This is a genomic window from Nannocystis bainbridge (genome assembly GCF_028368995.1).
Taxonomy (GTDB): domain Bacteria; phylum Myxococcota_A; class Polyangia; order Nannocystales; family Nannocystaceae; genus Nannocystis; species Nannocystis bainbridge.
Genome location: NZ_JAQNDL010000002.1, coordinates 1,833,687 through 1,848,765, shown reverse-complemented (window position 1 = coordinate 1,848,765; position 15,079 = coordinate 1,833,687). Strand labels below are relative to the sequence as shown.

Genomic DNA, 15,079 nt, shown 5'->3' with positions numbered 1-15,079 from the left:
GTCAGCGCGCCGGCAGCAGGCAGGCGCCTTCGCTGACCCACGAGCCCGCTTTCTGCGACGGGCGCCACGTGCTGGCGACGAGCACGTCGCCGGGGTGCTCGGCGTGCACGGACTCGCAGCTGGTGGTCGCGGAGCGGGCCCGGATCTCGTCCGAGCCGCCGTGGATCACGCGCCGCAGCGACTCGCAGTTCGCGGCGGACTCGCGACAGGCAGTGACGGCGACGTCGTTGTTTCGCACGTAGCAGATGCACCACCACGGCCGCTCGCGCCGGGGCTTGGCCTCGGCCGCGGGCGGCTTCGGCTCGGTCGGCGCGGCGACGACGTGCGGCTGGAGCTGCGGCGTGGTCTTCGTGTCCGCGCGCCAGGCGTCCCAGGTCGGCCGCGCGAGGGTGACGACGATGGCGAAGCCGACCATGAAGGCGCTGAGGATCGCCATGCGCTCGGGCCAGAACATCCAGCCGCGGACCTTCTGGCGCTGGAGCGTGATCGGCTCCTCGAGCATGGAGCGGAGGTCGCTCTCGGTGAGGTTGAGGGCGATCCGCAGCTCGTTGAGGAGCGGTCGGTCGACCTCGATCCGCTTCTTGCGCCGGGCCGCGAACACCGAGCGGCGCAGGGTGGCGCGGTTGACCGCCCGCTTGCGGATCGGCGCGAGCTCGTTCTCCTCGAGCAGGCGCGCCTGATCGCCGGACAGCCCGAGCTGCCGGCGCTGGTGCCTCAGGACCTCGACGGCGGTCACCGGCAGCGCGCCGGAGGGATCGGCGAGCTCGCGCACCTTGGCCGCGTAGGCGAGCACCGGATCGACGCGCCTGGCCTTGCTGATGACGATCGAATAGCCCTCCTTGGCGGGCAGGATCTGCGGCGACATGGCCGGGCGGGTCGCCTGGACCTTGGTGCGGGCGTACTCGTGCAGCTCGTCGGCGGTGATGAGGCCGTCGTGGTTGAGGTCGGCCTCGCCGGTGGCGATGCCGTGGACCAGGAATTGTGTGTAGAGCGAGAGGCCGCCGTCCTGGGTGTCGAACGAGTACTGCGTCGACGAGCTCGAGGCGAGCACGGCCCGGCCTTCGCCGCCCATGCTCTCGCGCAGGTCGACGCGGCCGCCGTCCTTGGCGTGGGTGCCGTCGGCGAACGCGCCCGAGAAGCAGCAGTCGAGGATCACGACCTGCCGCCGCGAGCGCGAGTTGTTCATGACGTCGTGCACGTGGCGCGAGCTGACCGCCGACGAGCGCACGAGCTCGCCGTTGGCGTGGCGCCGGGTCTCGGGCACCGCGAAGAACAGCAGGCCGCGGTCGTCCTTGACCCCGTGGCCCGAGAAATAGAAGAGCAGCAGGTCTTCGGGGGCGCGGTCGTTGAACAGCAGCTCGACGGCCTCGCCGAGGCGCCGCTCGTCGGGGTCCTGCAGCAGCTGGACGTCGTCGAAGCCGGCGACGTGCTGCAGCACCGAGACGAGCATCGCGGCGTCGCGGAGCGAGTTGGGCAGCGGGGCGAGGCCGGTATAGTGGCTCACGCCGACGATAAGGGCGATACGTCGAGCCATACGCTCAGCGCCCCCCCGCGGCCAGCTCGGCGGCCGCGGCGAGGGCGGCTTCGAAGTCGGCGGCGCTGCGGGCGATGACCCGGACGGTGCGGCCGCCGAGGTCGAGCTGAAGGGAGACCTCGAGGGCCCGCAGGCGCTCCTCCAAGATCTCGAAGAAGTGGCGCAAGGAGGCGGCGGCGACGGTGGCGACGAAGGCCCCGAGGACGGTGGCGCCGGCCGCCTTGGCGCCTGGCGGCAGTTCGCTCTCGCGCGGGCGACGGAGGTCGAGCAACGCGTCGTGAGCGTCGCGCAGCTGCAGGTAGAGCGCCTGGGCCAGCGCCTCGCGCTCGCCCTCGTCGAGGCGTGGATCGGTGACCAATACTGTCACGAGTAGCGGGCTGTGTATCTGCAAGTTCACGCCGAGGAGTGTTCACGGAGGCCGCGCGAGGCGTCAAGTGGCGGCGAGGCGACGGCCAGGCCGGCGAGGGAACGGCGTCCGTGCGTGCGTGTGTGCAGCCGTCGCAGCGTCGGCGGGGCCGCGGGGCCGCGGGCTGTCACCGGGCGCGGTCGTCACGGCGACGACGCGGCTCGCGGGGAACGGTGTCTGCGGGCCCGGAGTGCGGCCGTCGCCGCGACGGACGGGACGCGGCTGTCCCGGCGGACATGTCCCGGAGTTCGCTCAGGCGCCCGGCAGCGGGGCGACCTCGGCGGGGCGGACGGCGAGCGAATGGTCGGGCTGTTCGACGAGATCGAAGTAGGCGACCTGGGCCCGCTCGAGGTCGACGACGGCGAAGCCGCTGTCGTGATCGCGGTGCAGGGTGCCGGGGTTGATGAACACGAGCGGCGGGCCGGCCGGGCGGTCAAAGGCGCGGACCATGCGGTGATGGGTGTGCCCGCCGGCGACCAGCGGCAGCGACGGATCGGCGAGCAGATCGGCGAGGGCGAAGTTGGCGGCGAGGTCGTAGCCGGCGTGGTGGGCGTGCAGCCGGACCATGTCGTCGGGGCCGACGCCGTGGCCGAGCAAGAGGTCGCCGCGCACGGTCGCCAGCCTGCGGGTGGCTGGCAGGGCCGCGAGGTAGGCGAGGGTGGCCGGGGCGAGGTCGACGGCCTGGTGGGCGTGCTTGAGCCCGCGCAGCTCGTCACCCAGGAGCCAGCGATCATGGTTGCCGCACACGCCGAGGACCCGGTGGGCGGCCAGGAGGGCGCAGCAGTGGTCGAGGTCACCGTCGCCGTCGGCCAGGTCGCCGACGGCGAGGACGGCGTCGATGGCCTGTCCTTTGAGCCATGTGAGGGCCAAGGCGAGGCGGCGATCCTCGGCGTGGATGTCGCCGAGCAGGGCGAAGCGGCGGAGCACGGGGAGGGCGAGTATGCCATGCCGACGCGGGCGAGGGCGCGCGGGCGTGCACGGCGGGTGATGGTGTAGGACATGTTCACAAGGACATGGCCGTTCGGTCATGCCGGTCGAGCCGCGACGCGGCTCGGGCGGACTCATGCGCTCGCGGCGGCGATGGGCGGAGCGAAGCGGGTGGAGCGTTCAGCGGCTTGAAAGGAGCGCGTGGGGGCTCGCTGGCGGCGCGGCTGCGACTGCGAGTTGCTGCCCGGGAGTGCGTCCGCTCGGTGTCCGATCAGGGCGGGGCGCTGGCGTGATAGCGAGGGAGGATGCGGGAGTGGCGAGTGGCGCGCATGGCGGTGCTTTCGGGCAGCTTGTCGCTGGCCCCGGACTCCGCCGCGGCGATGGGGCTCTTCGTCGGTCGGCCGGGGGCGACGCTGCGCGGAGGAGCGGCCACGGTGGTGGTGTTGCGCGACGGGACGCGCACGGTGGTGACGATGCAGAGCGAATATGCAGGGCCGCCGGAGGACTTCGCGCTGGTGGTGCCGGTGCCGCAGGCGCTGCGGCGCGGGGACGTGCGCACGCTGCCGGCCGACGTGCTGGCGCGGGTCGACGCGGCCACGAGACCGCGATTGACGGCGGTGTGGGAGCAGAACCCGTGCGAGCAGGCCGAGGCGCAGGCGCGTGGGGACTGGTTCCCGGTCAGGAACGCGAGCAGCCTGTGGTTCGATACGTGGCCGCCGGTGCCGATCGAGGCGCGCCCGACCGCGAGCGAGTACGACTTCGAGATGCTCGGCGCGCGCGACTCGGCGCGGGTGGTCGAGTGGTTGCGAGAGCACGGCTACGCGCTGCCGGCCGGCGCCGAGGCGGCGCTGCGGTCGTACGCCCAGGCGGGCCTGCGATTCTTGGTGGCTCGAGTGGACCGCGGCCGCGCGCGGCGCGACGCGACGGGCGGCGTGAAGCTGTCGCCGCTGCAGTTCAGCTACGAGAGCGAGACGCTGGCGCTGCCGGTGCGACTCGGGCTGCTCGACGCTGACGGGCCGCGCGCGCTGACGGTCCACGTGCTGGCGCATGGGCAGTACGGGGCCGTCGGTCGTGACAACGTGGCGGTGCCGTCCAGCCTCGAGCTCTCGCCGGCGAGCCAGGCGGTGTTCGACGGGGTCTACGCGGCGCTCCTCGATCACTTGTTCGCGGCGCGGCCGGGGGCGGTGCTCACCGAGTACGCGCACCGGCGGGAGTTCGGGGCCCCGCTGGATTGGGGGACCATGGGGAGCCTGGGCGGGGATGACCTTTGGGCCATGTGGAGAGCGCCTCCGTCGAGCCACGCGGTTCAGTTCGATCTCGCCGCCGAGGAGCCGTTCCTCGCCACCGATCCCGCGGTGCGCAGCAAGTACGCGCGGCGGCAACCCCGGCCGCGCGTCTGGGGGCCGGACGAGGGGCCCAACGGGCTGACGCACACCAAGCTGCAGCTTCGGCTCGACCCGGCCGCTGCGGGCGAAGATCTGGTGCTGGCGCCGGTGACGGAGAACGTGCAGTCGCAGCCGAGCGATGGCGGCACGAATTTTCAGGCCCAGTTCGCCATTCGCCACCGGTGGCCCGGCCTGATCGCGTGCGCGCAGCCGCGGCGCGAGGTGTGGGGATCGCAGCGCTACCAGATCGTGCACGTGCCGGTGGCCGCCCCGGCGGGCCGCGAGGTGGTGCTGGCGGAGCACGTGGTGGGCGGCCTGGCCGCCGTCCATGAGGCGACGCGGCTTTTGGCGAGTCCGGGCGGCGCAACGGGGGAGCCGCCGCCGCGGACCGCCGGATGCGGACGATGTCAGGCCGACGGCGGCGCTGGGCTCGGGAGCCTGCTGGCGCTGGCGCTGGCTCGTCGCAGGCGGCCTCGGCGGTGAGCACGGGACGCGCGCCCGGACTCAGGCCGAGGCGAAATGTCTTCACGGACATGACCATGAGGACATGTCGAATCGAACATGTCCTTTCGAGAATGTCCGAAAGGGCACATGCATCGAATGTCTACGAGGACATGTCGCCACGGACATGCCCGCGAGTGGCCGCGTCGCCGGGCCGGGGTCACGCGTTCGACGGGGTGGCGAAATCGACGGCGAACCACAGCAGGTGGCTGGCGCCGCCGCGGAGGCGTTTCCACAGGGCAGGCCCGAGGTACAGGTCGGGCCCGACTTCGCGGAGCTCGTCGCGGATCCGGGCGATGAACCAGGGGTTGCCGGGCTGCTCGTAGTCGAGGTAGACGCACGGCTGGCCGTCGAGCACCGAGGGCTCGATGCGGGTGGCGAACGGGAACAGATCGAAGCGGCGGACCACGAGGTCGACGCGGTTGATGCCGCGGCTCGCGTCGGCCTGGTCGGGGAAGAAGCTCTTGCCGTCCCACGGGAAGCGCGGGTGGCGGGCCATGGCGCGCAGCAGGCGGCCGGCGGGGCCGTGCTCGAGGCCGCGGACCGCCAGCATGCGGCCCTTCGGGCGACCGTCGAGCGCGGTGAGATCGTCGGGCACCGAGCCGCGGGCGTAGAGGCCGCGCAGGGCGTCGCTCGAGAGAGCGGCGAGACGATCGAGGGAGAGGATCCGCTCGGGTGCGGCGGCGCGCGGCTGGGCTCGAGTGGCGGCGGTCATACGGCTCTTCGCGGTGAGGGAAGCGAGCGTACGCCACGCAGTCGCGGAGCAGCCCGCTGGATACCGTACGGGAGGTGGAGGATGCGGTCAATCACGAGGGCCGCGCGAGCGACCGCAACGGCCGTGCACGTGCACGAGGTCGCTGCGACGCGCGCGAGGTCGCGGGGCCCGTGGGCGAGCGAGCGGCCGCGCAGCGGAAAAGAAGAGCGTGCGGCGCTCGCAGAGGCCAGAGGCGACGAGCGACGACGAGGCTCCTGTCGCTGACGAAATCACGCGCCCGAGAGCGGAGGCTGCGGCGAGCGACGGCGACGCTCGAGTCGTTCACGAGGTCGCGCGCCGAAGACCGGGCGACGAGCGACGGCGACGCTCCACGCGGTGACTCGCGCGGCGGAGGCGATGATTCGCAATGCTCGGTCGCTTTCATGCGCTCGCTACCGGAGCCGGCGAGGCCGAGCGGTGCATGGCTCGGTGGTCACGAATCAAGTCGCTCGGCGCGGCGAAGTCGAGTGGTGCGACGTTCGGCCGACTAGCAGAGCGGCACAGTCGAGGCCGCTGGCGACGCGAGCTCGGCGAGTCCTTCGTGTCGCTTCGCTGCGGGCGAGACCCGTGCGCGAGGGCAGGGGAAAATCAGTGAGAGGCCGCCCGACCGCGGCGGTGGTGAACAGTACGGGATTTGAACCCGCGACCCTTTGATCCGAAATCAAATGCCCTACCAGACTGGGCGAAGTGCTCGAGCCTCGGCCCACATGGCGGCCTCTCGCCCGCGAGCGTAGCCTCGAAGCCGCGATCTTCACAAGCGCCGCGGTGCTTGGCTCGACGGCGCGCGTGGCCTACCCTGGCGGGGCCATGAAGCTCCATCGACTCGCACTCTCCGTCTCGCTCGTCTGCGCCCTGGGGTCCTTCGCAACCACCGCAGAGGCAGCCAGGGTCGCGCCGAAGGGCAAGGTCCGCGTCCACCTCGACACCGAGGCGCTGTCGTGGACGCAGGGCCGCCCTTATTACGACCCGGGTGAGGCGCGCGATCCGAACAACCCCCGCGTGAACGTCATCGGCTTCGGCGCCGGTCGCCCGGTGGCGATCGACGGCAACCCGATCGGCGGCGCGTCCGTCATCGCGCTCGGGGTCGGCTACGGCATCCATCGCCACCTGATCCTCGGGGCGCGCTTCGGCATGAACCTGAGCCACTCGTTCGACCGCAACAACGACCCCAACGACGGCGACAACGACAACTCGACGACGGCGTTCGTCGGCACGTTCACGCCGTACCTCGAGATCCTGCCGATCGCCGAGGGGCCGGTGCTGCCGTTCATCCTGGTCCGCACCGGCTTCACCGGCGCGACGCTGACCAACAACGACGGCCCCAACTGGAACCGCGGCGGGGCGATGGCGCCGCTGCTCGGCGTGGGCTTCGGCGCGCACGCGTTCGTGACGCAGTACTTCTCGGTCGATTTCGGCCTGACGTTCGACTACCGGTGGGTCCACGGCATCGGCCGCACCGGCGGCCCCGGAGTACCGGCCGCGCCGCCGCCGGTGTGGGGCCGCACCGCGCAGTCGTTCACGCTGGCTGCCACGATCGGGCTGTCGACCTGGTTCTGAGCGAGCTCGCGCCGCGGGCCGGCGCTCGCCGGTCCGGCACGGCGAGGCCCGGCCAGTACCGGGCCGCGAACGAAGAAGGCCGTGAGGACATGTCGCATCGGACATGTGCGATGCGACAGGATCGGTCGGCTGGCGAGCATCGTCGGCAGGGCGGGGCGCAGCGATTCCCGGACCGTCTGAGGCGAGCGGACGCCGCCGCGCCCGAACTGGCGGGCACGGCGTCGGGCTGAACGAACAATGATTCCGACACGAACCGCCGCTCCCGGGCTCGTCAGAAAGAGCGGGCGCATCGGCTGTCAGATTCGGCAGTCCTTCGTATATTTGCAGTCGCCGTTGATGCACTTCTCGCCCTTGTCGCAGTCGTCGTCCTTCCAGCACTCCTTGTCCTTGTCGGGCTCGCACTCGCCGTCGACGCACTTCTCGCCCTTGTCGCAGTCGTCGTCCTTCCAGCACTCCTTGTCCTTGTCGGGCTCGCACTCGCCGTCGACGCACTTCTCGCCCTTGTCGCAGTCGTCGTCCTTCCAGCACTCCTTGTCCTTGTCGGGCTCGCACTCGCCGTCGACGCACTTCTCGCCCTTGTCGCAGTCGTCGTCCTTCCAGCACTCCTTGTCCTTGTCGGGCTCGCACTCGCCGTCGACGCACTTCTCGCCCTTGTCGCAGTCGTCGTCCTTCCAGCACTCCTTGTCCTTGTCGGGCTCGCACTCGCCGTCGACGCACTTCTCGTCGTTGTCGCAGTCGGCGTTTTTGTAACACTCCTTCTCGGGCTCGCACTTGTAGTCGACGCAGACCTCGTCGTCTTCGCAGTCGTGCCGGTCGTGGCACTTCCCCGGATCGTGCGGTCCGAGGTCGCACGTCGGCTCGATGAAGGGGATGGCGAACGCGACGGTCAACGACGCGAGGAGGATACTCGTCTGGTTGAATAGCATGGTGGTCTCGACTCTCCAGCTCCGACGCCGGGTCGCTCAGGTGCGGGCGGCGTCGTCGGCAAGTCTGAAGGCGACCGCCATGCGAGCAACGACCGCGATGACCTCGACCACAACCACCTCGTGCAGCACGGCCTTCGACCGCGACGTGTCCGATCGCAACGAGACGGCTCTATCGCCGCGGTAGGACGGATTCCATGCGCACCGTCGCGGGATCGAGTGGCCAGATCCGTCGATTCATCGACTCTGCCACCATGGGGCCAGCGAACGATGATTTCGGCGAGTGCGTGGCTCCCAGCGCGCGAACGAGGAGAGGGTCACAGGGACCCCAGGATGCATCCGGGAGATTCGGAACCACCCGGGAACCCCCTTGGTTCCGTGGGCGGCGCCAGTCGGGTGGGGAGATTTTCGCCTTTTTGGGCGCTTGCTGGGCTCAGTCGGTGCGACACGCAGGTGTAGGTGCCGGGGGCATGAAGCCTCTGCGACGAAGGCGGCCCGGAAGCGCAAAAATCGCAGTGCATGCATTGCCGAACCGCGGTCACGCTGCGTCTCGATGCATTCGGCGCTGGCGCACCGAAACGGAATGGTGGCACCGCACCCACCGGGCCGCTCGTCCCGTGAGCGACGGCGCCATGACCTGTCCGACGGAGCATGCTCTCTCGGACATGCTCTCCCGGACATGCCCGAGAGGGCATGTCCGAAGGGACCGGTCAGTCCTTGAAGTAGAGCGTCGCCGACGGCATGCCGGCCATCGGCTCTTCGCCGGTGCGGGCGTCGACGTTGCGGCTGCTGATGCCCGGGGGTCGGTTCATCGGCAGGTTCTCGTGCGGGATCCCGGCGACCACCCCGGCCATGAACTGCGTCCACATCGGGGTCGCCGTGGTGTAGCTGGCGTCCTCGTCGCCGAGCGAGCGCTCGTAGGTGTCGTCGCCCATCCACGCCGCGGTCATGTGGCGCGAGGTGAAGCCGACGAACCAGGTGTCGGTGGTGTAGGCGTTCTTCGACGCGGTGCCCGACTTGCCGCCGGCGGGCACGCCGATCTGCGAGGCGCGGCCGCCGATGCCGGCGGTCACGACCTCGCGCATGAGGCGGGTGATGAGGAAGGCGGTGCGGTCGTCGACGACCTGGCGCGGGCCGTGCACGGCGAGGGCGGCCATGCGGTCGAGGCGGCCGGCGACGTCGACGCCGGCGTCGAGCGGGTGGCGCTGGTCGAGCAGGGTCTGGCCGCGCTTGTCGATCACGCGGCGGATGTAGATCGGGTCGATCCACGAGCCGCCGCGGACGAAGATCGAGAAGGCCCGCGAGAGCTCGTCGGTGCGCACGCACGAGGCGCCCAGCGACAGCGCGCGGTCGGCGATGAGCTCGGTGGTGAAGCCGAGCCGGCGCGCCCACGGGACGACCTTGTCGGCGCCGAGGCTGACGAACAGGCGGATCGAGGGCAGGTTGAGCGACTTGATCAGCGCGGTGCGCAGCAGGACCTTGCCGTCGAGCGTCTGGCCGATGTTCTGCGGGCTCCACATCTCGCCGGGCTCGGGCACGTAGGGCTTGTCCTCGAGCACCGAGCCCATGTTGTAGTGGCCGCCGTCGAGCGCGAGGGCGTAGTAGATGGCCTTGAACACGCTGCCGGGCTGGCGGCAGGCCTGGGTGGTGCGGTTGAACTGCGAGCGGTCGTAGTCGAGCCCGCCCTCCATCGCCTCGACCTCGCCGGTGTCGTGGGCCATGGTGTAGAGGGACGCCTCGACCCGCGGCATCTGCCCGAGCTCGACCAGCAGCAGGCCGGTGGCCTCGTCGGGCGGCTCGAGCGCGGCGGAGCCAGCGGAGGTGTCGCCGGATTCACTCGCGGCGCTCTCGGCGGCGGCGGCCTCGTCGTCGATCTCGGCGATGACGCTGCGCCGCTTCTGCGCCGGCCGCACCCACACGACGTCGCCGGCCTCGATGGCCTCGTCGACGCGGGTGATCTTGACGTCGTTGACGCCGGTGTTGCGGTCGTAGCGCGAGGCCCAGGCCATCTTCTTCAGCGGCAGCAGGGCCTCGACCTTGCCGACGCGGACCCTGGCCTGCTTGGCGTTGACCTCGGTGACGAGGGCGAGGCGCCAGCGCTGCGGGTCGGCGGTCATGGCGTCGTCGCCGTACTCGTCGCCGGTGCGCTCGAGCAGGGTGGCGCGGGCTGTCTCATCGGACAGGTGAGCGACTGGGCCGCGCCAGCCCTGGCGGCGATCGATGCGCCGCAGCGCCGAGTCGATGGCGGCGTGGGCCTGGGCGCCCATGTCGATCTGGGCGGCGGTCTCGATTTGCAGGCCGTCCTGCAGCACGGCGGCGTCGCCGAAGCGGAGGCCGGCCTCACGTCGCACGTGCTCGGCGTAATAAGGGGCGCGCAGGCGGAACACGTCGGGCGGCGCGGCGGCCAGCTTGAGCGGCTCGTCGTCGGCGGCGTCGCGCTCGGCCGGCGTGATGGCGCCGGCTTCGACCATGTCCTGGAGGACGACGGAGCGCCGCTTGAGCGCGCGCTCGGGGCTGGCGAGCGGGCTGTAGCGCGAGGGGGCGCGCGCGAGGCCGGCGATCAGCGCGGCCTCGGCGAGGGTGAGCTCGTGCAGCTCCTTGCCGAAATAGCGGCTGGCGGCGGCAGCGACGCCGTAGGCGCCGTGACCGAGGAAGATCTTGTTGAGGTAGATCTCGAGGATCCGCCACTTGCCGAGGCGACCCTCGATCCGCAGCGACAGCAGCGCCTCGCGCAGCTTGCGATCGAGGGTGCGCTCGTCGCTGAGGAAGCCCTTGGCGACCTGCTGGGTGATCGTGCTGCCGCCCTGGATGACGGTGCCCGAGCGCAGGTTGGCGAGGGTCGCCCGCGCCAGACCGCGCCAGTCGAGGCCGGCGTGGGTGAAGAAGCGGCGGTCCTCGACGGAGAGGAAGGCCTGGATCAGGCGGTCGGGGATCTCGTCGATCGGGGCGTAGGCCCGGTGCTCGCGCGCGAGCTCGGCGAGGACGCTGCCGTCGACGGCGAAGATCCGCGTGACACCCGGCGCGAGGGCGTCGTAGCGCTCGACGTCGGCGATGTCGGGCAGGGCGGCGTCATAGGCCCGGTAGACCCGCACGCCGAAGTAACCCAGAGCCACGGCGACGCACGCGGCCGCGAACAGGTAGTAGCGCACGAGCCAGCCGAACAGGCCGGCGCGGGCCGGGTTGGTGACCCACAGCCGAGCGCCGGCAGCGACCGGCGACGGACCCGCGGGCCCCGAGCGCCGCGGTGGAGCCGGCGGCGGCGGGGGGACCGGAGGTGCTGCCCCTGCGGAGCCGGCAGGGCGCGAAGGGGCAGCGTCGTCGGCAGCGGTGCCGGCGGGTGGGACGGGCGGCTGTGATCCCGACTGCACTCAGTCGGCGCCGGGATCGGCGGGCCCGCCGCCGTCGATGTTCGGATCGTCCGAGTAGCTCTTGAGAGCCTTGAGCGCCCGGCCCTCGGCCTTGGACATCTCCTCGAGACGCGCCTTGACCTTGGCGAACAGCGAGGCTGCGACCAGCTTGGCGTTGTTCTCCGGGTTCAGGCCGACGACGTAGCCGTAGACCTGAGTGTCGGCGGACAGCGGCAGGACCTGGCCGTCGTCGGTGCCACGAGCAGCGACGGAGAACTCCTGGTTGACCGCGTCGCGGACCTTGTAACCGGAAGCCTCGCCCTCCTTGCCCTCGGGGCAAGGCGCCTCGCCGCACATCGGCTCGCCGCGCTCGACCAGCACGGCGCCGTCCTTCTTGAACTTGACGGCGAACAGCCGCGGGCCGCCGGTCTCGGTCAACGCCTTGCCGTTGCCGGCGACGAAGTTGACGAGGTAGCCGAGGTCGAGGCGCAGGCCGTTGGCCTCCTCGTAGAGATCGAAGGTGCGGCGGATGCCCTCGGGGCCGATGCCCGCGAGCTGCCAGCCGAACAGATCGTCGATCTTGGGGCTCTTCTCGAAGTTGGTCTTGACGAGGTTGGCCAGCTCCTCGGCGCCCTTGGCCGGGTCGGTGGACACGAGCTTCTGCAGCTCGTCGATCTTGAGCGAGATGCCCTTGCGCATGTCCGAGACCTTGTTGGCCTCGTTGTACATGTCGCCGCCCTTCTTCAGCGCCGCGGCCTTGACCTCGCCCTTCGAGGTGATCTGATGGCCGATCCAGCCGAGCGCGACGCCGAAGGCGAGCGCTGCACCGGCGGCGAGGATCACGAGGCCGCGGTTGCCCTTGGCCTGGACCTCGCCGGAGTCGATGAGGCCGGCGTTCGGATCGAAGGCGACGGCGGTGGCGCCGAACGGGGTGCCGTCCTCGAGGCTCTTGCGCGCGGCAGGCACCGCGGCGATGGGCTCGGGCGCGACAGGCTGCGGCGGCAGAGCGACCTCGCCGGGCGCGGGGATGTCGATCGGCGCGGCGACTTCACCCGGCGGGGGGATGTCGATCGGCGCCGACTCGCCCGGGGCCGGAAGATCGGTCGGCGGGGCCGACTTCTTGAACGGCGGCCGGGCCGGAGGCGCCGCCTTGGGCGCCGCCGGAGCAGCAGCCGCCGGCGCTGCCGGCTCGGCGGGAGGCGGTGGGGCCGCGTCCGTCTTCTTGGCGAGGCGCGCCTTGAGGGCGCTGAGGTCGGTTCCTGGTTTCTTGGGTGCGTTCAAGGCCGGATCCCCTTGGTAGTCACGCTACAGGCCCGATGGGCCGGGAAGAGCAGATGCAGGCCCGGAGGCCGTGGAGAGCGGCCCGTGGGGGCCGTGGAGCGCCGATCGCTGGTGTGTCGAAAGTGATACGCCAGAGATGTTGCCTGCGAGGATAGAGACAAGGCAAAGCAGCGTCAATGCTCCTCTGGGGGCAAGGGACCGCGTTTTACCGAACTTTTCCCGCGCGCGCGAGCCCACCGACGCCGTTGGCGGGAAAAACGTGGCCTCGGTGGGAGGATCTCGCGGCGGGCCCCCGGCTCATTCGACCTCGACCCGCGCGGGGCCACCCTCGGGCCACTGCAGGGTGCGTGCGAGCTCGGCGAGGGCCCGAGGCGAGAGGGCGACGGCGAGGACCTGCGGCTGCGGGTCGGTCATCGGCACCAGCTCGCCCTCGATGCGGACGACGCCGCCGCGCGGATCGGCGGCGGGGGCCAGCAAGGTGACGGCGAAGGCCCCGTGACCGGCCCGGGTGGTGCCGCGCCGCGCGCTGGGCTGCGAGGCCCAGGTCGAGAGATCGGCGACGACCCGCGGGGCCAGCAGACAGCCGCCGACGGTCGCCAGCGGCGAGCCGGGGCGGTGGATGGCGCGCGGCCGCAGCGGGGCGCCGAGCTGCGGGGCGATCCGGGCCAGGAGGTTGCGGCCCTGGTCGCGCAGCTCGGGGTTGAGGCCGGGGCTGAGGAGGTCGAGGAGGTGGACGAGCAGACCGGTCGGGGCGACGGTCAAGGTGCGCACGAGGGCCCAACCGTGAGCGGTCGAGAGGCCGAGGAGGGCCCGCCGCACGGTGTGGACGGCGGAGATCAGGCGCGCGCTGCCGTGGTCGGGGTCGCCCGAGGGCTGAGCGCCGGCGCGGCGACGGCTGCGGCGATCGAGGCCGTGGGTGTCGCCCTGGTCGCGCTGCAGGAGGCGCAGCGGCGAGAACTCCTCGACGGGCTCGTCGCCGCCGACGCGCGTGCCGCGGGGCAGCAGGGCGGTGTCCCAGAAGTTGGGGCTGACGGTGGGCGAGGGGATGGGCGCCAGAGGATCGCGCATACAGGTAGGATGCCAAGCCCCGGCGAGCGGCCCAAAAAAGCGACGAATCAGGGGGGCGCAGACCGGGCGAGGGGCGAGGCCGCCCCGCGGCGGGAGCGCCCGAGAATTTGAGGGCGAGGCGGCGGACCGCTATAGCGAGGGCGTGCTCGCTCATGACATGTCTGAAGGGTCAGGTGGCCGCGCGCCCGCGGTGAAGACGGGGCTCGATCGCCTGGCCGCCGGCGAGGGTCCGCGGCTGCGCGAGGTGCCGGTGGCGCTGCTGTGCCACCCGGCGTCGGTGACGGCGGAGCTCGAGCACGCGACGGCGGTGATGGCCCGGATCGGGGCGCGCGTGGTCAGCCTGCTGGGCCCGGAGCACGGGCTCGACGCGGCGGCGCAGGACATGGAGGTGGTGGCCGGCGAGGCGCCGCGGGCGGCGGTCCCGGCGTACAGCCTGTACGGCGAGACGTTCGCCAGCCTGAGCCCGACGCCGGAGATGTTCCACGGGGCGGCGTGGCTGGTGATCGATCTGCAGGACATCGGCAGCCGCTACTACACGTACGTGTGGACGGCAGTGCTGGCCGCCGAGGTGGCGCTGCAGGCGGGGCTGCGGGTGCTGATCCTCGACCGGCCGAACCCGCTCGGCGGGTCGCCCGATCTCGTCGAGGGCGGCGCGATCGCGGCCAACGAGGAGAGCTTCGTCGGGCTGCACGACGTGGCGGTCCGTCACGGGATGACGCTCGGCGAGCTGGCGCGCATGGCGATGCTCGAGCGCGGGCGGGTCGGGTGCGAGCGGCTCGAGGTGCTGCAGTGCGCGGGCTGGGCGCGATCGATGCTGTTCTTCGAGACAGGTCTGCCGTGGGTGCTGCCGTCGCCGAACATGCCGACGATGGGCGCGGCGCTGGTGTATCCGGGGCAGTGCCTGCTCGAGGGCACGAACCTCAGCGAGGGCCGCGGAACGACCCGGCCGTTCGAGATCTTCGGCGCGCCGTGGCTCGACGGGCAGGCGCTGGCGGCGGCGCTGCAAGAGGACGACGCGGCGCTGCCGGGGCTGCAAGTGCGGCCGCTCGGGTTCAAGCCGATGTTCCAGAAGTTCGCCGGGCGCCGCTGCGGCGGGGTCCAGCTGCACGTGCGCGAGCCGGCGGCGGTCCGCTCGCTGCGCACCAGCTGGGCGGTGCTGCGCGCGACCTGGCGCTTGGGACAGGGGGCGATGCGCTGGCGCACGGAGCCGTACGAGTTCGTGGCCGATCGTCCGGCGATCGATCTGCTGGCCGGCGGGCCGTGGCTGCGCGCGGCGATCGAGGCGCAGACGTCGCTGGCGGAGATGACGGCGAGCCAGGAGCCGCAGCGCGCGGCGTTCGTGGCCCGCCGCCGCGAATTCTTGCTGTACCCGGAGTGAGCGGGTCGAAGGCGCGCG

Annotated in this window: 11 protein-coding genes and 1 tRNA gene; 3 read left to right on the top strand and 9 right to left on the bottom strand. The window is 71.8% G+C overall.

Annotated elements, in window-relative coordinates:
- Position 1: 1 nt before the first annotated feature.
- The 3 genes from POL25_RS24975 to POL25_RS24965 form a co-directional block, all read right to left on the bottom strand.
- Entirely contained in the window at positions 2-1,534 is a 1,533-nt protein-coding gene (locus tag POL25_RS24975) for a caspase family protein (RefSeq protein WP_272088666.1), read from the bottom strand.
- A 4-nt stretch (positions 1,535-1,538) separates the two neighbouring features.
- Complete coding sequence (locus POL25_RS24970) at positions 1,539-1,931, bottom strand: hypothetical protein (protein WP_272088665.1); 393 nt, start codon at positions 1,929-1,931, stop codon at positions 1,539-1,541.
- Between the two features lie 261 nt (positions 1,932-2,192).
- Positions 2,193-2,867 carry a metallophosphoesterase family protein gene (locus POL25_RS24965; RefSeq protein ID WP_272088664.1) on the bottom strand — a complete coding sequence of 225 codons (675 nt, stop codon included), beginning with the start codon at positions 2,865-2,867 and terminating at the stop codon, positions 2,193-2,195.
- A 329-nt stretch (positions 2,868-3,196) separates the two neighbouring features.
- Between POL25_RS24965 and POL25_RS24960 the strand changes: the two genes are divergently transcribed.
- On the top strand, positions 3,197-4,735 hold the full coding sequence (locus POL25_RS24960) for a DUF2330 domain-containing protein (RefSeq protein ID WP_272088663.1): 1,539 nt from the start codon (positions 3,197-3,199) through the stop codon (positions 4,733-4,735).
- 178 nt (positions 4,736-4,913) lie between these two features.
- Here POL25_RS24960 and POL25_RS24955 read toward each other — a convergent pair whose 3' ends face one another.
- Positions 4,914-5,468, bottom strand: coding sequence for a hypothetical protein (locus POL25_RS24955; protein ID WP_272088662.1), 555 nt, complete (start codon positions 5,466-5,468; stop codon positions 4,914-4,916).
- Between the two features lie 655 nt (positions 5,469-6,123).
- Positions 6,124-6,200: transfer RNA gene (locus POL25_RS24950), tRNA-Arg, on the bottom strand.
- A gap of 114 nt (positions 6,201-6,314) precedes the next feature.
- Between POL25_RS24950 and POL25_RS24945 the strand changes: the two genes are divergently transcribed.
- Positions 6,315-7,064: a hypothetical protein gene (locus tag POL25_RS24945; RefSeq protein WP_272088661.1), complete on the top strand. Its 750-nt coding sequence runs from the start codon at positions 6,315-6,317 to the stop codon at positions 7,062-7,064.
- A gap of 296 nt (positions 7,065-7,360) precedes the next feature.
- Here the strand turns inward: POL25_RS24945 and POL25_RS24940 are convergent, their stop codons facing one another.
- The 4 genes from POL25_RS24940 to POL25_RS24925 all read right to left on the bottom strand — a co-directional run bounded on the left by POL25_RS24940 (position 7,361) and on the right by POL25_RS24925 (position 13,683).
- A complete protein-coding gene (locus POL25_RS24940) occupies positions 7,361-7,990 on the bottom strand; it encodes a hypothetical protein (RefSeq protein ID WP_272088660.1) in 630 nt (209 codons plus the stop codon).
- 707 nt (positions 7,991-8,697) lie between these two features.
- Positions 8,698-11,355, bottom strand: coding sequence for a penicillin-binding protein 1A (locus tag POL25_RS24935; protein WP_272088659.1), 2,658 nt, complete (start codon positions 11,353-11,355; stop codon positions 8,698-8,700).
- Entirely contained in the window at positions 11,356-12,615 is a 1,260-nt protein-coding gene (locus POL25_RS24930) for a hypothetical protein (RefSeq protein WP_272088658.1), read from the bottom strand. It lies immediately after the preceding gene.
- 297 nt (positions 12,616-12,912) lie between these two features.
- On the bottom strand, positions 12,913-13,683 hold the full coding sequence (locus POL25_RS24925; RefSeq protein ID WP_272088657.1) for a hypothetical protein: 771 nt from the start codon (positions 13,681-13,683) through the stop codon (positions 12,913-12,915).
- Between the two features lie 142 nt (positions 13,684-13,825).
- Between POL25_RS24925 and POL25_RS24920 the strand changes: the two genes are divergently transcribed.
- Positions 13,826-15,061 (top strand): exo-beta-N-acetylmuramidase NamZ family protein, encoded by a 1,236-nt coding sequence (locus POL25_RS24920; RefSeq protein ID WP_272088656.1) that lies wholly within the window; start codon positions 13,826-13,828, stop codon positions 15,059-15,061.
- Positions 15,062-15,079 lie beyond the last annotated feature (18 nt).